The organism is Celeribacter sp. SCSIO 80788, from assembly GCF_051054295.1.
GTDB lineage: Bacteria > Pseudomonadota > Alphaproteobacteria > Rhodobacterales > Rhodobacteraceae > Celeribacter.
On record NZ_CP150482.1, the window covers coordinates 497,571 to 517,308 of the forward strand.

Annotated in this window: 22 protein-coding genes; 7 read left to right on the forward strand and 15 right to left on the reverse strand. The window is 61.1% G+C overall.

Features of this window, described 5'->3' with window-relative positions:
- The first annotated feature begins 5 nt into the window (after positions 1-5).
- Together cysE and V1471_RS02720 are read left to right on the forward strand one after the other, a co-directional pair.
- A complete protein-coding gene (gene cysE / locus V1471_RS02715) occupies positions 6-827 on the forward strand; it encodes a serine O-acetyltransferase (protein ID WP_434286767.1) in 822 nt (273 codons plus the stop codon).
- A 22-nt stretch (positions 828-849) separates the two neighbouring features.
- Entirely contained in the window at positions 850-1,686 is an 837-nt protein-coding gene (locus V1471_RS02720) for a glycosyltransferase family A protein (protein WP_434286768.1), read from the forward strand.
- 21 nt (positions 1,687-1,707) lie between these two features.
- Here V1471_RS02720 and V1471_RS02725 read toward each other — a convergent pair whose 3' ends face one another.
- From V1471_RS02725 to V1471_RS02760, 8 genes are all read right to left on the reverse strand, one after another.
- Positions 1,708-2,043, reverse strand: a complete 336-nt coding sequence (locus tag V1471_RS02725) for a carboxymuconolactone decarboxylase family protein (RefSeq protein WP_434286769.1) — start codon at positions 2,041-2,043, stop codon at positions 1,708-1,710.
- Positions 2,044-2,213: 170 nt separating this feature from the next.
- Positions 2,214-3,512 (reverse strand): pyruvate dehydrogenase complex dihydrolipoamide acetyltransferase, encoded by a 1,299-nt coding sequence (locus V1471_RS02730; RefSeq protein ID WP_434286770.1) that lies wholly within the window; start codon positions 3,510-3,512, stop codon positions 2,214-2,216.
- A gap of 12 nt (positions 3,513-3,524) precedes the next feature.
- Positions 3,525-4,895, reverse strand: a complete 1,371-nt coding sequence (locus V1471_RS02735) for a pyruvate dehydrogenase complex E1 component subunit beta (protein WP_434286772.1) — start codon at positions 4,893-4,895, stop codon at positions 3,525-3,527.
- Between the two features lie 18 nt (positions 4,896-4,913).
- The gene (gene pdhA, locus V1471_RS02740) at positions 4,914-5,939 is read right to left on the reverse strand and encodes a pyruvate dehydrogenase (acetyl-transferring) E1 component subunit alpha (RefSeq protein WP_434286773.1); all 1,026 of its coding nucleotides are present in this window, start codon (positions 5,937-5,939) and stop codon (positions 4,914-4,916) included.
- Between the two features lie 605 nt (positions 5,940-6,544).
- Positions 6,545-7,117 (reverse strand): lytic transglycosylase, encoded by a 573-nt coding sequence (locus tag V1471_RS02745; protein ID WP_434290850.1) that lies wholly within the window; start codon positions 7,115-7,117, stop codon positions 6,545-6,547.
- 73 nt (positions 7,118-7,190) lie between these two features.
- Positions 7,191-7,493, reverse strand: coding sequence for an FtsB family cell division protein (locus V1471_RS02750; RefSeq protein ID WP_066710702.1), 303 nt, complete (start codon positions 7,491-7,493; stop codon positions 7,191-7,193).
- 233 nt (positions 7,494-7,726) lie between these two features.
- Positions 7,727-8,620 carry a fructose bisphosphate aldolase gene (locus V1471_RS02755; protein ID WP_434286774.1) on the reverse strand — a complete coding sequence of 298 codons (894 nt, stop codon included), beginning with the start codon at positions 8,618-8,620 and terminating at the stop codon, positions 7,727-7,729.
- 265 nt (positions 8,621-8,885) lie between these two features.
- Positions 8,886-10,073 (reverse strand): phosphoglycerate kinase, encoded by a 1,188-nt coding sequence (locus tag V1471_RS02760; RefSeq protein WP_434286775.1) that lies wholly within the window; start codon positions 10,071-10,073, stop codon positions 8,886-8,888.
- Positions 10,074-10,256: 183 nt separating this feature from the next.
- Here V1471_RS02760 and V1471_RS02765 point away from each other — a divergent pair, with 183 nt between their 5' ends.
- On the forward strand, positions 10,257-10,763 hold the full coding sequence (locus V1471_RS02765; protein ID WP_434286776.1) for a peptidylprolyl isomerase: 507 nt from the start codon (positions 10,257-10,259) through the stop codon (positions 10,761-10,763).
- Positions 10,756-11,313 carry a peptidylprolyl isomerase gene (locus V1471_RS02770; protein WP_434286777.1) on the forward strand — a complete coding sequence of 186 codons (558 nt, stop codon included), beginning with the start codon at positions 10,756-10,758 and terminating at the stop codon, positions 11,311-11,313. Before V1471_RS02765 ends, V1471_RS02770 begins: the two co-directional genes overlap by 8 nt.
- 51 nt (positions 11,314-11,364) lie before the next feature.
- Here the strand turns inward: V1471_RS02770 and V1471_RS02775 are convergent, their stop codons facing one another.
- Both V1471_RS02775 and tyrS read right to left on the reverse strand, forming a co-directional pair.
- On the reverse strand, positions 11,365-12,213 hold the full coding sequence (locus V1471_RS02775) for a hypothetical protein (RefSeq protein ID WP_434286778.1): 849 nt from the start codon (positions 12,211-12,213) through the stop codon (positions 11,365-11,367).
- 114 nt (positions 12,214-12,327) lie between these two features.
- Entirely contained in the window at positions 12,328-13,581 is a 1,254-nt protein-coding gene (gene tyrS, locus V1471_RS02780) for a tyrosine--tRNA ligase (protein WP_434286780.1), read from the reverse strand.
- A gap of 72 nt (positions 13,582-13,653) precedes the next feature.
- On the opposite strand from tyrS, the gene V1471_RS02785 reads away from it, so the two are divergent.
- Positions 13,654-14,760: an anhydro-N-acetylmuramic acid kinase gene (locus V1471_RS02785; RefSeq protein WP_434286781.1), complete on the forward strand. Its 1,107-nt coding sequence runs from the start codon at positions 13,654-13,656 to the stop codon at positions 14,758-14,760.
- Positions 14,761-15,214: 454 nt separating this feature from the next.
- On the forward strand, positions 15,215-15,481 hold the full coding sequence (locus V1471_RS02790) for a DUF2798 domain-containing protein (protein ID WP_434286782.1): 267 nt from the start codon (positions 15,215-15,217) through the stop codon (positions 15,479-15,481).
- Here the strand turns inward: V1471_RS02790 and V1471_RS02795 are convergent, their stop codons facing one another.
- A complete protein-coding gene (locus V1471_RS02795; RefSeq protein WP_434286783.1) occupies positions 15,482-15,907 on the reverse strand; it encodes a cupin domain-containing protein in 426 nt (141 codons plus the stop codon). It lies immediately after the preceding gene.
- Between the two features lie 96 nt (positions 15,908-16,003).
- Here V1471_RS02795 and V1471_RS02800 point away from each other — a divergent pair, with 96 nt between their 5' ends.
- Complete coding sequence (locus V1471_RS02800; protein ID WP_066710677.1) at positions 16,004-16,282, forward strand: glycine zipper 2TM domain-containing protein; 279 nt, start codon at positions 16,004-16,006, stop codon at positions 16,280-16,282.
- Positions 16,283-16,329: 47 nt separating this feature from the next.
- Here the strand turns inward: V1471_RS02800 and V1471_RS02805 are convergent, their stop codons facing one another.
- The 4 genes from V1471_RS02805 to eno all read right to left on the reverse strand — a co-directional run bounded on the left by V1471_RS02805 (position 16,330) and on the right by eno (position 19,663).
- Positions 16,330-16,947 carry a DUF2238 domain-containing protein gene (locus V1471_RS02805; protein WP_434286784.1) on the reverse strand — a complete coding sequence of 206 codons (618 nt, stop codon included), beginning with the start codon at positions 16,945-16,947 and terminating at the stop codon, positions 16,330-16,332.
- 57 nt (positions 16,948-17,004) lie between these two features.
- Positions 17,005-17,625 carry a GNAT family N-acetyltransferase gene (locus tag V1471_RS02810; protein ID WP_434286785.1) on the reverse strand — a complete coding sequence of 207 codons (621 nt, stop codon included), beginning with the start codon at positions 17,623-17,625 and terminating at the stop codon, positions 17,005-17,007.
- Positions 17,626-17,666: 41 nt separating this feature from the next.
- On the reverse strand, positions 17,667-18,311 hold the full coding sequence (locus V1471_RS02815; RefSeq protein WP_434286786.1) for a DUF2306 domain-containing protein: 645 nt from the start codon (positions 18,309-18,311) through the stop codon (positions 17,667-17,669).
- A 74-nt stretch (positions 18,312-18,385) separates the two neighbouring features.
- Positions 18,386-19,663 carry a phosphopyruvate hydratase gene (eno, locus tag V1471_RS02820; RefSeq protein ID WP_434286787.1) on the reverse strand — a complete coding sequence of 426 codons (1,278 nt, stop codon included), beginning with the start codon at positions 19,661-19,663 and terminating at the stop codon, positions 18,386-18,388.
- Positions 19,664-19,738: the final 75 nt, after the last annotated feature.

Sequence of the window (19,738 nt, forward strand, 5' to 3'; positions counted from 1 at the left end):
CGCGCATGGCCAAGATCCGCACCACTCTCAAAGAACTCGACCCCGTCTGGAGCCGCATCGTCTCCGAGGCGCGCGAGGCCGTGGCGGAGGAGCCTCTTCTGGGCGGGCTGGTGCATGCCTGTATCCTGCATCACGCGACGCTTGAGGATGCGCTGGCCTATCGGATCGCGCAGAAACTCGCCTCCGGCGACATGTCCGAACAGCTGATCCGCGAGATCGCCGATCAGGCCTATGCTTCCGATCCCTCGATTGCCGAGGCTGCGCGCGCCGATATCTGCGCCGTCTATGACCGCGACCCGGCCTGCCACCGCTACATCCAGCCCTTGCTCTATTTCAAAGGTTTCCAAGCCACGCAGGCGCATCGCGTCTCCAACTGGCTCTGGCGCGAAGGCCGTCGCGATCTGGCCTATTTCTTCCAGATGCGCATGTCCGAGCAATTTTCCGTCGACATCCATCCGGCCTGCCGGATCGGCAAGGGGCTGTTCCTCGATCATGCCCATGCGCTGGTCTTCGGCGAGACCGCCGTCATTGGTGACAACGTGTCGATCCTGCATGACGTGACGCTCGGCGGCACTGGTAAAGAGGACGAGGACCGTCATCCGAAGATCGGCGATGGCGTGCTGATCGGTGCGGGTGCCAAGGTGCTGGGCAATATCAAGATCGGCTGCTGCTCGCGCATCGCAGCGGGCTCTGTTGTCCTGAACGAAGTGCCGCCCGCAACGACCGTGGCCGGGGTTCCGGCCAAGGTCGTGGGCGAAGCGGGCTGCTCGCAGCCGTCGATCTCGATGAACCAACTCATCGGTGCGCGCACCGGCGATCGGGGCTGAGACGCAGACGGAAGACGTCACGATGGATGTGAAATCTTTGCTCGCATCGGGCTATCGACGGGTTTTCGCAAAGCCGCACCGTCCCGATCCCGCGCCGTTGATCGTGGTGATGATCCCGTTGGTCGGCAAGGCGCGGGCGCAGGACTGGCAGAGGGTGTGCGACATTCTCGAGGGCACACTGGCCTCGCTCCGGGCGCAGTCGTACCGGAATTTCGAAGTGATCCTGTGCTCGCAAGACCGACCGGGGAATTTCCCCGATCGGGACGGCTACCATTTCCTGCCCGCGCCACCGCACACTGGCGCGGCGAATATCTCGGATCAGCGGGTGAAGGCCCGGCTGATGGCCGAATATGCGGCGCGCCGCTTCGATCGGTTCAGCTATGTCATGCATCTCGATGCCGACGATCTGCTGCATCCGGATCTGTTCCGCTATGTGGCGGAGGACAACAACGGGCGCGGCTATCTGATCGAACAGGGCTATATGGTGGATGCGCCGAGCGGGCGCATCGCGCCGATGGGCCGGGCGATCGGCGGGGAGCATGATCTCTGGGAACACTGTGGCTCCTGCGCGTTTTTCGCGGTGGACTGGGGCAAACAGGCCTTTCCGGTGTTTTACATGCGCATGCTTGGCAAGGGGCATATGAACTACGCGAAAAGGTCCGAACGCCTCGGCTATCCATTGGCTCCGGTTCCGTTCCCGGCGGTGCTCTACATGGTGAACCATGGGGACAACATGCAGCTTCGCAAAGGCCACGACAAGCTGCTCTACCTCACCCATCTCGAAATCACCGACCCCGAACGGATCGCGGCCATTCGCAAAGACTTTGCGCTCTCCGAGGAAACCACGGGGAGCGCATGAGCATCGGGGCGGGCCGATGCCTCAGCCCTTCAGCGCGTCATAGGCCTCCAACGCCTTGATCCCGTACATGAAGGACGGCCCACCGCCCATCAGAATCGCGACGCCGACCGTTTCCGCGATTTCCTCGCGTGTGGCTCCGGCGTCGATCGAGGCCTTGACGTGAAAACCGATGCAGTTGATGCATTGCTTGGTGATGCCGATGGCGAGCGCCTGAAGCTCCTTATGTTTCACCGGGATCGCCCCTTCGGCGGTCGCTGCATGGTGCAGGGCGGTAAAGCCTTCCCCGACCGCAGGCGATCCTTGTCCGAACGCCATCATGGCGCTTTGCACACCTTCGAGTTCCTTTGACCAGTCCATAATGGGCCTCCTTTGTAAAAACCGTCCGCGACATCACGATGTCTACGGTCCGGAGACATTCCAAGCACACTCTAACAGGACGGCGGGCAGGGGGATTTGAGACGGATCAGATCGCAAAGAAAAAGCCCCCCGAGATCGGAGGGCTTTGTCAATCTTGGCTGGATGTGCCGTCAGGCCAGCATGGCCACCGGGTTCTCCAGGTTCTCGACGATGGCCTTGAGCAATTCCGCGCCCAAAGCCCCGTCGATCACGCGGTGATCCACCGACATGGTGACAGACATCACGGTCGCAACCTTGATCTCGCCATCCGCGCCAACCACCGGTTTCTTCACCCCGGTGCCGACCGCCAGAATACCGGCATGCGGCGGGTTCACGATGGCGTCGAAATTGTCGATGCCGAACATGCCGAGGTTGGAGATCGCGAAAGAGCCGCCTTGATACTCTTGCGGCGCAAGTTTGCGGTCGCGCGCACGGGTGGCCAGATCTTTCATCTCTTTCGACAAGGCCGAGAGCGATTTCATGTCGGCGTCTTTCAACACCGGCGTGAACAGCCCGCCTTCGACCGCCACAGCGACAGCCACGTCAGAGGCTTTCATCTGAAGTACACGATCGCCAGCCCAAACGGCGTTGGCGGTCGGCACCTCTTGCAGCGCATTCGCCACGGCCTTGATGATGAAATCATTGACTGAAAGCTTCACGCCCTTGCCTTCGAGTTGCTTGTTCAGCTCCCCCCGGAATTTCATCAGCGCATCGAGCTGAATGTCGCGGCGCAGGTAGAAATGCGGGATGGTCTGCTTGGCTTCCGAGAGACGCGCGGCGATGGTTTTGCGCATGCCGTCGAGTTTGATTTCCTCGTAGACGCGGCCTTCGTACATCCGGGCGACCATATCCGCCGACGGACCAGCCGGGGCTGCCGCTGCCGGAGCTGCGGCAGGGGCCGCAGCTTTCGGAGCTTCGACTTTCGGTGTAGCCGTGGCGTTTTCCACATCCGCTTTCACGATGCGGCCTTTCGGACCGGAGCCCGCAATCGCCGCCAGATCGAGACCCTTCTGGGCCGCAATGCGACGGGCGAGCGGCGAGGCAAAGATGCGTTCGCCGGAGGCCGCAACAGGCGCTGCCGGGGCAGGGGCTGCAACAGCGGGTGCCGGAGCCGCCTCGGCCTTCGGCGCTTCTGCCGCCGCCGGAGCAGGTGCAGCCGCAGCGGTGGCCGCCGCAGAGGCGTCTTCGCCCTCTTCAAGCAAGATCGCGATGGGGGCGTTCACTTTCACGCCCTCCGTACCTTCCGCCACGAGAATTTTGCCGACCACGCCTTCGTCCACGGCTTCGAATTCCATCGTCGCCTTGTCGGTCTCGATCTCAGCAATCACGTCGCCCGAAGACACCGTGTCACCCTCTTTCACGAGCCATTTTGCAAGCGTGCCTTCCTCCATCGTCGGAGACAGCGCGGGCATCAAAAGTTCAATAGCCATAACGGGTTCTCCTTAACGGTAGGTCACTTCTTTGCAGGCAGCCACGACTTCGTCGGTGGTCACAAGCGCGAGTTTTTCGAGGTTGGCGGCGTAGGGCATCGGCACGTCTTTACCAGCACAGTTGATCACCGGCGCGTCAAGATAATCGAACGCCCGCTGCATGATCACGGCGGAGATGTGGTTGCCGATGGACCCGACCGGGAAACCTTCTTCGACGGTCACACAGCGGTTGGTCTTCATCACGGAGGCCAGCACGGTGTCATAGTCGATCGGACGCAGGGTGCGCAGGTCGATGACCTCGGCGGAAATGCCCTCTTCGGCCAGCTTGTCGGCGGCTTCCAAGGCGTAGGTCATGCCGATCCCGAAGGAGACGATGGTCACATCCGTGCCCTCGCGCCAGATGCGGGCCTTGCCGAACGGGATGGTGAAATCTTCAAGATCCGGCACCTCGAAGGACTTACCGTAGAGAATTTCGTTCTCAAGGAAGATCACCGGGTTCGGGTCGCGGATCGCGGTTTTCATCAGGCCTTTGTAGTCGGCAGCCGAGTAGGGCATGACCACTTTCAGACCCGGAATTTGCGCATACCAAGCGGCGTAATCCTGCGAGTGCTGCGCACCCACGCGGGCAGCGGCGCCGTTCGGGCCCCGGAACACCATCGGTGCGCCCATCTGACCGCCGGACATGTAAAGCGTCTTGGCGGCGGAGTTGATCAGGTGGTCGATGGCCTGCATCGCGAAGTTGAAAGTCATGAATTCGACAATCGGTTTCAGCCCGCCAAAGGCCGCACCGGTGGCGATGCCCGCAAAGCCGTGCTCGGTGATCGGCGTGTCGATCACGCGTTTCGAGCCGAATTCGTCCAGCATACCTTGGGAAATCTTATACGCGCCCTGATACTCGGCGACCTCTTCCCCCATCAGGAAAACGGTCTCGTCGCGGCGCATCTCTTCGGACATGGCGTCGCGCAGCGCTTCGCGCACGGTCTGGGTCTTCATCTTCGTGCCTTCCGGGAAATCCGGGGAGGCTTTGGAGACCACTTCGACAGGCGCCGCGGCTTTCGCCGGGGTGCTTGCCGGCGCGTCTGCGACGGGAGCGGCGGCTGCGGTCGCCGGGGCAGGGGCCGCCACATCGTCGGCGCTTTCGCCCTCTTCCACGAGGATCGCGATCACCTCATTGACCTTCACACCTTCGGTGCCTTCGGCCACAAGGATCTTGCCGACGATGCCTTCGTCGACCGCCTCGAATTCCATCGTGGCCTTGTCGGTTTCAATTTCCGCGATGATGTCGCCAGCGGAGACGGTGTCGCCTTCCTTGACGAGCCATTTCGCGAGCGTGCCTTCCTCCATGGTCGGAGAGAGGGCGGGCATCAGAAGTTCGGTTGCCATGGTCGTATCTCCTCCGGATCAGGCGCTGTGCGGCGGAATTTCATCCGCGTAAATGTCGGTCCAAAGCTCTTCGAGCGCCGGTTCCGGGCTGGCTTTCGCGAATTCCGCAGACTCGTTGACCACGGCCTTGATGTCCTTGTCGATGGCCTTAAGGTCTTCCTCGGAGGCATGGCCGCCGGTCAGAAGGATAGACCGCACGGCTTCGATCGGATCGCGTTCCTCGCGCATTTTCTGCACTTCCTCGCGGGTCCGGTATTTCGCCGGGTCGGACATGGAGTGACCGCGGTAGCGATAGGTTTTGACCTCGAGAATGTACGGCCCTTTGCCCGCGCGGCAATGCGCCACGGCGCGCTCGCCCGCTTCTTTCACGGCCAGAACGTCCATGCCGTCCACTTCCTCGCCTTCGATCCCGTAGGCCGCGCCGCGTTCCCAGTAAGACGGGGATTTCGTCGAGCGCTGGGTCGAGGTGCCCATGGCGTATTGGTTGTTTTCAATGACGAAGATGACCGGAAGGTCCCAGATTTCCGCCATGTTGTAGGTCTCGGCCACCTGACCCTGGTTGGCCGCGCCGTCACCGAAATAGGCGAAGGTCACGTTGTCATTGCCTTTGTACTTGTCGGAGAAGGCAAGCCCCGCGCCAATCGGAACCTGTGCGCCGACGATGCCGTGACCGCCGTAGAAATGTTTCTCTTTCGAGAACATGTGCATCGAGCCGCCTTTGCCCTTGGAATAACCGCCTTCGCGGCCCGTCAGCTCGGCCATCACGCCGTTCGGGTCCATGCCGCAGGCGAGCATATGGCCGTGGTCGCGATAGGAGGTCACGCGCTTGTCACCCTCTTTCGCGGCGGCCTCAAGCCCGACCACGACGGCTTCCTGGCCGATATAGAGGTGGCAGAACCCGCCAATGAGGCCCATGCCATAAAGCTGGCCGGCCTTTTCCTCGAAACGACGGATAAGAAGCATGTCTTTGTAATAGGCGAGCAGTTCGTCTTTCGACACATTGGCCGTGCTCGCCGGTTTGGATGCTGTTTTACGGGGTGCCATCAGGCCTCCTCCTCCAAGATCACGGCTGATAGTTTAGTGTTAAACTATACGATAAAGGAGGCGGGGCTTGAATGCACGAATTTTCTGATATGCGTTGCGGGTGGCAGCTATGCGTTTTGGGAATGGCGGATGTGCTGAACGGGCCAAGGACTATAGTCTTCCAGTTCCACAACGCCATGCCGTGATCCAATCTCGCTTACGCAACGGTTTTGATTTGTCGCCGTGAGATTCATAATAACTGTCTACGACAGTGTAACCAGTCGCCTCTGGGTCCAAAAATACTGCGCGGCTTTCTGCGAGGCGCACAAAGCCGCGTGTCTGCACAAGCCGTATTCTCCCAGCCGGTTTCGTAACGTCCCGTCGATAGGAGGTCACTCCATTTGTCTTTGCGAGTAGGGCATGCTGCTCAAAGCAGGCGATAAAATCTTCAGGCGCCCCAGAGAAATGCATCGTTTTAGGAAAAGGGACGAAGGATAAAGCTGTCGTTTGAAATGTTAGGAACAACAGCGTCAGTATAGCAAGGAGAACGCCAATGCTCTTAGATAATCTATCTGCGCGGCGTTGCCGCCGTTTCCACGCGGTCTTTTGAGGATCGTTCTTTGGCCTCACCGACGACAATACCCCAACTGCGCCTCATACCGCGCCGCTCGTGCAGCCACCCCATCCGCCGTGTTCAAAAGCCATGTCTTGCCGTTGTGCGAGCCGCGGGCGTAGCCTGTGCGGCCTTCGTGATAGGCCAGATAGCTGTTTCGGGCATCCGTGTTGGCAATCCCCAAGGCGGCGTTGTTGGTCGAGACATACCAGCCGATGAAATCGGTGGCGTCGCGGATGTTGCTGCGGCTGGCGCCTGCGCGGCCCGGCCCGTTGACGTAATCGTCCCATGTGCCGTCGAGCGCCTGCGCATAGCCCCGCGCCGAGCTGGCCCGGCCTTTCGGGATGATGAACAAGACATAGCGTTTCGGCGGGCGGGCGGTCGCGCGGAAGGTGGATTCCTGATAGATCAGCGCCATTTGGACATGCACCGGCACGCCCCATTTGCGGGCGGAGGCCTCAAGCGCCCTTTGGTAATGCGGTCGCTCGCGGAAGATCGCGCAGGCATCTTCCGGGTTCGCAGGCGCGCCGCCGTAGCCGCCACCACAGGCCGAAAGTGTCAACAGGCCAGCCCCGCCGAGGATCATGCGGCGGCGGGTGAGGAGGGGCGTAAATTCTCTGTCTCTCTGTGTCATCTTTTGCCTTTCGGGGCAGGGGATGTCAGCGGATGACGATCTCGTCGGTGCGCAGATACCCGAGGATGTCGCGCGCCTGTTCGTCCAGCAAATCGAGATCGAGGTAGGTGTCGGACATGCGCAGGGTCTTGTTGCGCATCACCGCAAGCTCATCGTCGAGCTTGCCGCTCACCGTTTGCAGTTGAGACAATTCTGCCTCGATCTGCAAACGGCGAAACAGCCCGTATTCCCCTTGCACGGCGGCAAAGGTGAAATAGCCACCGAGGGTGACCATGACGCCACTGTACAGAAGCACAGTCAGCGACGGGCGTTTGCGCGGATGAGCCATGATAGGCTTCTTACCTTGTATGAAAGGTGCCTGACCACGTTGGGTTCGGTCACCTGCTCTGCCTCACGGGGCTTTCTCTTTGGCGGATCGCCTCCGTAACCTGTTTATGACACAGCCGATTCTCTCTGTGAATCCCAAAAACGAATCATCCGCAAAAAAATGCTGAAACGAAAAGGGCGCCCCCTGAGGGACGCCCAATTGTTCGATCGGACTGCGATCCGGTTCGCGGCGGTTCAGCCCGCGATGGAGGCCTTGTAGATGCCGTCCACAGCAACCGCGAGCGTCGCGTTGAAGTCGTCGTCGCTCTGCTTGGCGCTCAGCCCTTCGGACAGTGCGCGGGAGAAGGAGGCGATCATGCCGGTGTTTTTCGACAGGATGTCGTTGGCTTCGTCACGGGCATAGCCGCCGGACAGCGCCACGACTTTCAGAACGCGCGGGTGGTCGACCAGCGGTTTGTAGAAATTCGCTTGGGTCGGCAGGGAGAGTTTCAGCATCACCTGCTTGTCTTCCGGCATGGCGTCGAGATGTTTGAGGATCTCTTCGCGCAGGATCGCTTCGGCCTCGGCCTTGTCGGCAATCGTGATGGTCACTTCCGGCTCAAGGATCGGCATCAGACCGGCGGCGATGACCTGATCGCCGACAGCGAATTGCTGATCCACCACGGCTTTGATGCCCTCGGGGTTGGCGGCGTTGATCACGGAGCGCTCTTTGGTGCCGAACACCCCCAGTTTGAAGGCGCGGGCCAGAAGATCGTCGAGACCCGGCATCGGTTTCATGAGCTGCACGCCGTTTTCTTCGGCTTCCAGACCTTTGTCGATTTTGAGGAACGGCACAACGCCCTTCACATCCCAGAGATAGGAGGGGGTCGGCTTGCCCTCGACCATGCGGTCCATGGTCATTTCGAACAGGATCGCACCGATCACCTTCTCGCCGGTAAACGCCGGAGAGGTCATGATGCGCGAACGCATCTCGTGGATCAGGTCGAACATCTGCTCTTCGCCGGAATATTCGTTTTCCTCGATGCCGTAGAGTTTCAGCGCTTTCGGGGTGGACCCGCCCGACTGGTCGAGTGCTGCGATGAAGCCCTGGCCTTCGCCGATTTTCGCGGTCATTTCCTGAATGGACATGTCTTTCCTCTTTTGGCTCAAATCTGTCCCGCGTACGGGAATTCTGGAGTTCCTGACCGGGTTAACCCGCCCGGCATTCGGTCGCAATCGTGGTGGCGCTAACGCCTTGATTTTCTGTCATATGATGGCGCTAACGGGCGATTTCGCCCAGAAGCTAGGCCCTTTTTCGGGCTGATGGCATGATCTGGCGCAAACCGCTTTTTCATAACCGACATACCTCTGGAGCGGGGCATGAAAAAGCCCGCGCGAAGCGGGCTTTCCAAACTTATCCAAGGGCGACGACGCCCGGAAGTTCCTTGCCTTCCATCCACTCGAGGAAGGCACCGCCCGCCGTCGAGATATAGGTGAAGTCGTCGGCGGCCCCCGCCTTGTTCAGCGCTGCAACCGTGTCGCCGCCTCCGGCAACGGAAACGAGCTTGCCCGCTTTCGACAGTTCGGCGGCCTTTTGCGCCGCGGCATTGGTCGCCATGTCAAAGGGTTCGATCTCGAAAGCGCCGAGCGGTCCATTCCAGATCAGCGTCTTCGCACCGTCAAGAATTTTAGAGATTTTCTCGACCGATTTCGGACCGGCATCGAGGATCATCGCATCCGCCGGGCATTCCGTGGTGGGGACGGTCTCGTTCTCGGCCCCGGCCTTGAATTCGCGTGCCACGACCACATCGACCGGCAGGACAATCTCGCAGCCCGCTTCGCCGGCCTTCTTGGTGATCTCGCGCGCGGTTTCGGCCAGATCGTGTTCGCAGAGCGATTTGCCCACGTCGACGCCCTCGGCGGCGAGGAAAGTGTTCGCCATGCCGCCGCCGATCACCAGATAGTCGACCTTGCGCACCAGATTGCCCAGAAGATCGAGCTTGGTCGACACTTTCGCGCCGCCGACCACGGCCACGACTGGGCGTTCCGGGGTGGAGAGCGCCGATTCGAGCGCCGAAAGTTCCGCCTGCATCAGGCGACCGGCGCAGGAGGGCAGGAGTTTTGCGACCCCTTCGGTCGAACCATGCGCCCGGTGCGCGGCAGAAAACGCGTCGTTGACGTAAACATCGCCAAGGGCTGCGAGAGAGGCGGCGAACTGGCCGTCATTGTCGGTCTCGCCCTTGTGGAAGCGGGTGTTTTCCAACAACAACACCTCGCCTGTGCCAAGCTCTTCCACGGCTTCTTTCGCGGGGCCGCCGATGCAATCGGTGGCGAATTTCACCGGCACGCCCAGAACCTCGGCGACCGCATCCTTGATCAGCCCGAGGCTCATCTCCGGCACTACCTGCCCCTTCGGACGCCCGAAATGCGCCATAAGAACCGGTTTGCCACCCTTGGCAAGAATGTCGTCGATAGTGGGTTTGATCCGCTCGATCCGGGTGGCGTCGGTCACCTTGCCGTCCTTGACGGGCACGTTGATGTCGACGCGCGTCAGCACCACCTTGCCGGAGAGATCCATGTCGTCGAGGGTTTTCCAGGCCATATCGAAAAGTCCTTGTTAAGAAGGTTGGGCATCTGTCGACACCTGTTTGACGGCTCCTCACCGCTTCGTCAACCGGGCGTGAGCGCGTCGCGGGCGCATGGGCGCAGATCGGTCTTTCCCTTGATGCATCCGCGCACTAAACTGCGCAAAATTTTGACCCATTCCCACCCGGAGGAGGCATTCATGGCCGAGATCAAGGACCCCGAAAACACCATCATCATCACGCTCGACGGCGGGGATGTTGTCATCGAACTTCTGCCCGACATCGCACCGAAACATTGCGAGCGGATGAAGGAACTCGCCCGCGCTGGTGCCTATGACGGCGTGGTGTTCCACCGCGTGATCGACGGTTTCATGGCGCAGACCGGCGACGTGAAATTCGGCAACCAGACCAAAGAGTTCGAACTGCGCCGTGCAGGCACCGGCGGCTCCGATCTGCCGGATCTTCCGGCTGAGTTCTCCGGCATTCCGCATGATCGCGGCACTCTGGGCGCGGCGCGTTCGATGAACCCGAACTCCGCCAACTCGCAATTCTTCATCAACTTCTCCGACAACCACTTCCTCAACCGCCAGTACACGGTCTATGGGCGCGTGATCTCCGGCATGGATGCGGTCGACAAGATCACCCGTGGCGAGCCGCCGATGGTGCCCGACGCCATGCTTTCCGTGAAAGTGGCAGCCGATGCTTAAATCGCTCACGCTGATTGCCGCGCTCGCGGCGGGTCCGGCCCTTGCCACCGGGCTCGACATCACGGTCGAAGGCGAGGCCAATGGCGTCGTCCATATCGACCTGTTCGAGGATGTGGCCCCCGGCCATGTCGAACAGATCACCAAGCTCGCCGCCGAAGGTGCCTATGACAATGTCGTGTTCCACCGCGTGATTGACGGCTTCATGGCGCAGACCGGCGATGTGCAATACGGCAAGATGGGCGCGCCCGATTTCTCCATGCAGATGGCCGGGCGCGGCGGGTCGCACTATCCGGACCTCAAAGCCGAGTTCTCCGATCAGTCCTTTGACGAGGGCGTCGTGGGTATGGCGCGGAGCAGCAATCCGAACTCCGCCAATGCACAGTTCTTTATCATGTTCGCCCCGGCGCCGCATCTGAACGGCCAATACACGGTGGTGGGCAAGGTCACGTCGGGCATGGATGTGGTGCATGCGATCAAGAAGGGCACCGGTCCGAACGGTGCCGTGATCGGTCAGCCGGATGTGATGACCTCGGTGAAGGTCACGGACTGACGGCGAAAGCCGACTTGGGATATGAGAAAGGGCGCCGTTGAGCGCCCTTTTTTAAAACTCGAACCGGATCGCGGCGTTGGCCAGCCCGTCGCCATCGCCATAGCCGCCCGAGACGTCAAGCGAAGTGCTGCCCCTGAGGTAGATATTCGCCCCCAGAAGCGCGACCCCGTCCTCCGGATCTTTGATCGGCACGGCGACCAGTTCGGTCAACGCCACCCGGTCGTTCAGCCTGTGGCGATAGGCCAGTTCCATTGCGGTCGGTGCATCGTTGGCCTCGTTATAGGAGAGCGTGCCGGTGAAAGCACCCGCGCCCAAAGTCCGGCTGCCTTGCAGTTTCGCGTTGGCATCGGAACTGTCGCCATCGACATATTCCAGCGCCGTCTCGATCCGCCACGCCCCAGCATCCCAGCCGCCACCAAGGCCCAGCACGGCGGTGTCATAGTCGTCGACGTAATGCAGCGAAACGGCCAGATCGGTGTTCGCATAGCGCAGCCCGTAGGGCAGGAACTTGTCCTCGGTGATCGCGCCATCGGTCAATCGGCTGAACCCGCTGTCGGTGCGTGCGAGCGCCTCCGGCAACATCACATCGGCGATCAGCGGGCGCGCAAAACTGTCATAGGCGGGGCGGGGATTGCCGGCCTCGATACGCATGGAGCCAAGGCTGTAGCTCAGTGCGCCATAGGTTTCATGGCTGCGTCCAAGCGTGCCGAAGGCCCCGAAGCTGAGCCCCAGCCCGTCCCAGGCGGTCGTCCATGTGCCATCGCCGCCAAGCCAGACGTCCTGCTCCTCGACGGTCGAGGCGCCAAGTGCAATCCAGCCATCGCCGGTGAGCCAAGGATCGGCCTGCGCCACGCTGGCGAGGCAGGTGAGGATCAGGGGGAAGACGGTTATTTTTTTCATGCGGTTATTCTGCACCTGAAAACGGAAAAAATCCATGAAGATCAAAGGTCCTGAAATCACAAAACCGCGCGCGGATCGCTCCACACGCGGTTTGCAACAGATCTGGCCGTGGTATCAGCCCTTGAGCACCACCAGCGCGTGGCGCTTTTTACCTGCCGAAAGCTTCATCGGCTCCTTGAGCATGTCCGCCGTGACCATCAGGCCCGCGTCCTTGTGATCGACGTCGTTCACCTTGGCGCCATTCTCGGAGAACAGGCGCTTGACCGCCTTGCCGCTGTCGGCGAGGCCGGTTTTGACGAAGAGCTGGACGATGGAAATGCCGTCGCCGATCTCGTCCGCGCTCAGTTCCACGGTCGGAAGGTCATCGCCCACGCCGCCTTTCTCGAAGACCTCGCGCGCGGTGGCTTCGGCGGCTTTCGCGGCCTCTGCGCCGTGCAGGAGCGTCGTGACCTCATTGGCGAGGATGATCTTCGCCGCGTTGATCTCGGAGCCTTCGAGCGCCCCGAGACGGTTGCATTCCTCGACCGGCAGGTCGGTGTAGAGCTTGAGGAACCGGCCCGTGTCCGCGTCCGTGGTGTTGCGCCAGAACTGCCAGAATTCATAGGGCGAGAGCATCTCGGCGTTGAGCCAGACCGCTCCACCTTGCGATTTGCCCATCTTGCGCCCGTCGGAGGTGGTCAACAACGGCGTCGTGAGGCCGTAAATTTCATTGTCCAGAACACGCCGCGTCAGGTCGATGCCGTTGACGATATTGCCCCACTGATCCGAGCCGCCCATTTGAAGCAAACAGCCATAGCGGCGGTTCAGCTCCAAGAAGTCGTAGGCCTGAAGGATCATGTAGTTGAATTCGAGGAAGGACAGCGATTGCTCGCGGTCGAGGCGCGATTTCACGCTCTCAAACGACAGCATCCGGTTGACGGAGAAATGCCGCCCGATGTCACGCAGGAAATCGAGATAGTTCAGCTCGTCCAGCCACTCGGCGTTGTTGCGCATCAGCGCCGCGTTGTCGCCGTGGTCGTAATCGAGGTAGCGGGCAAACACTTTCTGCATGCCGCTGATGTTGTCGTCGATCTGTGCCGGGCTGAGAAGCGGACGCTCATCGGAGCGGAAGGACGGGTCGCCCACTTTCGTGGTGCCGCCGCCCATGAGCGTGATCGGTTTATTGCCGGTCTTTTGGAACCAGCGCAGCAGCATGATGTTCAACAGATGCCCGACATGCAGCGACGCGGCGGTCGCGTCATAGCCGATATAGGCGGTCACCATCCCGTTGCTCAGGGCTTCGTCCAGCTCTTGCAAATTGGTGCAATCGGCAAGAAATCCGCGCTCGATGATCACGCGCAGGAATTCCGATTTGGGATGGTAGGTCATCTCTCACATTTTCCATTCAATGGTCGGTCGCGGCCTGATATATCGGGGCACGCACCAAAGGGAAAGAGTGTGATGAGTGCTAAGAGCAAAGCGGTGCCTCTGTGGGTTGCGGGCTGTATGTCGGGAACGTCGCTCGACGGAGTCGATGTGGCGCTGTTGAAGACCGACGGGGTGGAGATTTTCGAGTTCGGCGAGACGGCCTTTCGCGGCTATGCCCCGGCGGAGCAGGAGATGTTCCGCGCCGAGCTCGGCACATGGCAGGCCTCCGAGGCCCTGACCGAACTCATTGAGACGGCCCATGCGGAGGCACTTTCCGAACTTGAGGGCTTTGAGCTTATCGGGTTTCACGGTCAGACTCTGAACCACGCTCCCGACGAGGGGCGCACCTATCAGGCAGGAGATGGCGCGGTTCTGGCCGAGGTCACGGGCGTGCCGGTGGTCTGGGATTTTCGCTCGGCGGATGTCGAAATGGGCGGGCAGGGCGCGCCTCTCGCGCCGTTCTATCACCATGCTCTGGCCCGCTACATCGGTGCGACGGGACCGGTGGCGTTTCTCAATCTCGGCGGTGTCGGCAACCTGACGTGGATCGACCCGGCGCTCGCCGATCCCGCGGCTCCGGGCGCGCTTCTCGCTTTCGACACCGGCCCGGCGAACGCCCCCGTCAACGACCTGATGCGGACGAGACGGGGAGAAACCCATGATGCGGGCGGTGCGCTGGCCGCAGCCGGTCAGCCGGATATGGAGGTCGTCGCCCAAGGCCTTGAGCATCCCTATTTCTACAAGATGCCGCCCAAATCTCTGGACCGGAACGATTTTCATGGCGTGCTCGACGCCGTATTCCTCCTGTCCGATGCCGATGCCGCCGCCACGCTCACCGCTTTTGCCGCTGCCTCGGTCGCGCGCGCGATGGAGCATTGCCCGACGCCCCCTGCGGCGCTCTATGTGACCGGTGGCGGACGGCACAACGCCACGCTCATGGCGATGATCGCGGCGGGTGTGGATTGCCCTGTCCAGCCGGTCGAAGAGGTCGGGCTCGATGGCGATATGCTGGAGGCGCAGGCCTTTGCCTATCTCGCGGTGCGCGTGCTGCGCGGCCTGCCGACCTCGGCGCCCTCGACCACCGGAGTGCGGGCCGCCATCGGCGGTGGACGCGTGTCGCGCCCGGATGAACAGGCCTGAGTATCGCCCAAAGGTCGGAAATGGGAGGGAAACGGGCGACTGGCAGGTGCGGTCGGAGCAAGCCCCGTCCTTGTCCTGCCAGTGCCTCAAATACTCGGTACTCTGGGAAAACGAGCGGTCACATGTTCCCCCCCCGATACTGATTAACCCGCTCAGGTTAACGTAGCGTCATCTTTTTGCGAGTGCGGAAAACCTTACCATTTGGCGAATTTTGTGGGGAATTGGTCACAGTTTTTCCCCTTAAGCGTATAAAGCTGGCTCAGACGGCTTCTCTTGACCGGCTCAGGGGTTCCGGCTATCTCCGGGCTTGCCGAAAAATGTCAGGGCGGTTGGTTATCCCGCCCCTCGGAGCACCCGAGAGTTTGTCGCAAGATCCCACGGCATCCATATCCTGCGGGAGACGGGTGCCTTTTTCATGCGCGTCTCCCGCCTCATAACCGATGAGAGGTGCAAGATGCTGGACGACCGGCAACGCAAGAAAGACAAGATGACCATCCTTGTGGCGCAGGGATTTATTTCCTGTTTCATGGCATTCCTGATGACCCTGATCATGAGCGAGCTGATCCCCGGACTGCGCGAGGGGTTTCGCCCCGGTTGGGTGCGCGACTGGCTTGGCCATTACATAACCGCCTGGCCGATCGCCTTCCTGCTGTCGATGGGGGTGGGGCCTTTGGCCTTTTTCCTGTCTGCGACACTGGTCGGGCGGGTGTATCGCGGCTGATCAGTGCGGAATGTCAAAGCCCGGGGCGGCCAATTCGAACCCCTCGAAGCGAAATCCGGGGGAGACGGTGCAGCCGACGAGAGTCCAGGCGCCGGTCGTGCGCGCGGCCTGCCAATGCGCTTCAGGCACGATGAGTTGTGGCGTCTCTCCGGCCCCGAGCTCCGGGCCGAGGATCAGGTCCCGTGCCGGGCCGGCCTCTGTCTCAGCTAGGGACAGGATCAGGGGCGCGCCCGCGTAATAATGCCAGATCTCGGTGGCATCGACTCGGTGCCAATGGCTTTGCTCCCCAGCCTTGAGCAAAAAATAGATGCAGGTCCCGGCGGGCCGCGACGCACCGTCGGTCTCCGCGATCCATGTCTGGCGATAATGCCCGCCCTCGGGATGCGGGGCGAGGTTCAGATGTGCGATGATCTCGTCGGCTTGCATGGTCTTGGAGGCTTTCCCGTGTCGCAGAAGAAAAACGGGAACCGAATGCCGCGCGAGGCGTTGTCCCCTCAGAGATAAAGACAACGGGAGACCTCCATGTCCAAGAAAATTCTTCTGGCGCTGGCCTTCGCCGCGCCGACGCTTGCCGCCTGTACCACCATGAGCACCACCGACACCAGCACCGCCTTCGGTGCGGCCGCCGGGGCCGGGCTCGGCTATCTGACCGCGGATGCGCTCGGGTCGAATGATGAGTGGAAAGTACTGGCCACGCTGGGCGGTGCCGCTGCCGGGTCGATGGTCGCCAAGAACACCAATTCCGCGACCTGCGCCTATTCCAATGGCGATGGCACCTATTACACGGCGCCCTGTCCGTAAGGGGGGCAAAGGGTTCTTCACAAGTGAACCGGTGCGAAAAAGGTCCCTTACGGGGCCTTTTTTGCGTCAGGATTTCTGTTGATCCGCGTCACCAGAACCATGGCACAGAGCGCGCCTGCCGCGTTGAACACCAGATCGAGCGCGGTGTTGATATAACCGCCGACATTGGTGTCGGGCACCATCAGCACGGCGCTGAACTCGATGATCTCATTGACCGCACCCAGCCCCATCGCGCCGAGCGCGGGAAGGGCGAAGGCGGTTTTCGTGCCCTTGAGCACCGGGAAGGTGTGGGTCATGATGTGCCACAGCAGCCAGGCTGTGGTGCCGAAGCCGTAGAAATGCACCACCTGATCGTATTTCAGGATGGTCATCTCTCCATCGCTGACGAAGGGAATGAGTTCGAGCGTATAGAGCACCGATCCGTTCACCGGCACGCCACCGCCCGCCATATGCAAAAGCCCCCAGAGTGTGAGTGCCCAGAGCAGCTTTGGCGGATACTCGACCTTGCGCAGGCTGGTTGCGACGAGGCCGATCAGGATCAGCATGGTCACCACATAGATGACGAATTCGAAATTCCCGATGGCAAAGAACCAGAGCGTGAAGCCGATGACATAAAGGGCGGTGAACAGGCCGACCTGTTTTTCCGCACGGGTGACGGGGCCCATGGCAATCTCCTCTTTTTTGCCGATCATCCTTGCGATGTGGCGGAAAGAAAAGGGGAATTAAATGCGCGGAATCTGCGGCGCGGCGGTTTCGGACAGCGGCCCGTTCATGCGCGGATCGTCCATCACCTCAATGGCGCGGCCATAGGGAACAAATCCCGAGCGGATGTAGAAGCCCACGGCCTGCGGGCTGTCGAGGGTGCAGGTGTGGACGAAAAACCGCTTGATCGGACGGGCGAAGGCCTTGTCCAAAGCGTGCTCCATGAGCCACCGCCCGGTGCCGCCGCCGATGAGACTGGTGTCGAGGCCGAAAAACGCCAGTTCTGTGTTGTCCGGGTCGCGGAAATCAAGCTCCAGAAGGCCGAGGTCAACACCATCCTTGCGCGCGGAATAGACCTCAACATCCGGGTCGGTCAGGATCGCGGAGAGCTTGGCGTCCTGCATATACATCCGTGAAAACCAAAGCCAATCCTCACCCACACGCCGATAAAGCACGCGATACCAATCGAGATCGGGCGCCTTATGGCGGATAAGTTCCAACCCCGGCTGCTCCGGCACAGGGCGCGGCGTGGGCCGCGCGAACATCTCAAGATAGGTGACAATGGCGGCGAGCTTGCCGGAGGGCAGCTCGTGGATACCGTCTTCGAGCGGGCTGGGGAGGGGGCTTGGGGCGTTGGTCATGGGGGGAGAGTGACGGATGCGGCGGGGAGGTGCAAGTGGGATCACCTGCGCAATGCAAGCCGGGTTTTCGCCAAGAAGCTCTTGAGGTCATTGCGGAAAACCCAACCATAAATTGCGCCGTTGATGGCCAGAGCGGCGATGGACGCCGGGGCGAAGGCGACCGTGAACTCGACCGGGATCACAAGGTTGACGCCATAGATGATCCAGCGTGCCGTGGCCACGGTCAGCCCGAGGGTCAGGCTGGCCATCATGAACAGCCGGTGCGTTTTGACGTCCCCACGACGGATGGCCCACAGCGCGAGGGTCAGGGACAGGAGCAGAGCCAGACAGATCGCATAGGTGCCGAAAATGGTCAGCCCGCCACCAGCCGCCGGAAAGGTGAAGACCATGACCATGATGGCGAAGCAGGAGAGAACCGCACAGAGTATGTAGATGTAGCCGGAAAGCCGGTGCCAAAACCGCAGTGGGCGGGATCGCAGGGCGGGGATGGTTTGCAGAGGCCCGGTGAGGAAAAACAGGATGCCGGGCAGTAGGTGAGCCGTGCTGAGCCAAGGAGCATCGAGGTATCTTTGTTGGAGCCAGCCCACCTTTTCGGTCAGAATGCCCCAGACATAGAAAAGCCGCTCGACACTGTCGTAGAGAACCGGCAATGCCAAGATGTAGAGCAAAAGGGCGGTTCGGGGCATGATGCGTCCAAAGTGACTAATAAAAAGCCCCACCAATCTGGCGGGGCTTTCTCTATGTCGTCAAGCGCTTGCGCTTATTTCTTCAGGATCGACGCCCCGGCGTATTCCGCCGTCGCGCCCAGTTGTTCCTCAATCCGGATCAGCTGGTTGTATTTCGCCATCCGGTCAGAGCGCGACATGGAACCCGTCTTGATCTGGCCGCAGTTGGTGGCAACCGCCAAATCGGCAATCGTCGCGTCTTCGGTCTCGCCGGAGCGGTGCGACATCACGTTGGTGTAGCGCGCGCGGTGGGCCATATCGACGGCTTTGAGGGTCTCGGACAGCGACCCGATCTGGTTCACTTTCACGAGCATGGAGTTCGCCACGCCTTGCGCAATGCCAGAGGCCAGACGCTCCGGGTTGGTCACGAAGAGATCGTCGCCCACGAGCTGAACCTTGTCGCCGAGTTTGGCGGTCAGGAGTTTCCAGCCTTCCCAATCGTCTTCGGCCATGCCGTCTTCGATGGAGATGATCGGGTAGTCGTTGCAGAGCTCGACGAGGTAGTCGGCGTTTTCCTCCGACGTCAGCGATTTGCCTTCGCCCTTCATCTCGTATTTGCCGCCCTCGTAATATTCGGTCGAGGCGCAATCGAGCGCGAGGTAGATGTCTTCGCCCGGCTCGTAGCCCGCTTTCTTGATCGCGGCGAGCACGAAGTCCAGCGCTTCACGGGTGGAGGAGATGTTCGGCGCAAAGCCGCCCTCGTCGCCGATCCCGGTGTTGTAACCGGCGGCAGACAGCTCTTTTTTCAGCGTGTGGAACACTTCGGAACCCATGCGGATCGCTTCTTTCACGTTCGCGGCCGAGACCGGCATGATCATGAATTCCTGGAAATCGATCGGGTTGTCGGCATGCTCGCCGCCGTTGATGATGTTCATCATCGGAACCGGCAGCACGCGGGCCGAGGAGCCGCCGACATAGCGGTAAAGCGGCAGGGCGGAGTAGTCGGCGGCGGCTTTCGCACAGGCCAGCGATACGCCGAGGATGGCGTTGGCGCCGAGGCGGCCTTTGTTCGGGGTGCCGTCCAACTCGATCATCACGGCGTCGATGGCTTCCTGTTCGGTTGCGTCCATGCCGACGAGGGCTTCGGCGATTTCGCCGTTGACGGCAGCGACGGCTTCGAGCACGCCCTTGCCCATGTAACGGGACTTGTCACCGTCCCGTTTTTCCACGGCTTCGTGGGCGCCGGTCGAAGCGCCCGAGGGCACGGCGGCGCGGCCCATGGTGCCGTCTTCGAGAATGACGTCCACTTCCACGGTCGGATTGCCGCGGCTGTCGAGGATTTCGCGACCGATGATGTCGATGATGGTGCTCATGGCTTAGTCCCTTTGCAATTTGGTTGGCGGGCCAGTCGGGTGTCTGAATATCAGTCGGAACGGGCAGGTCAACAA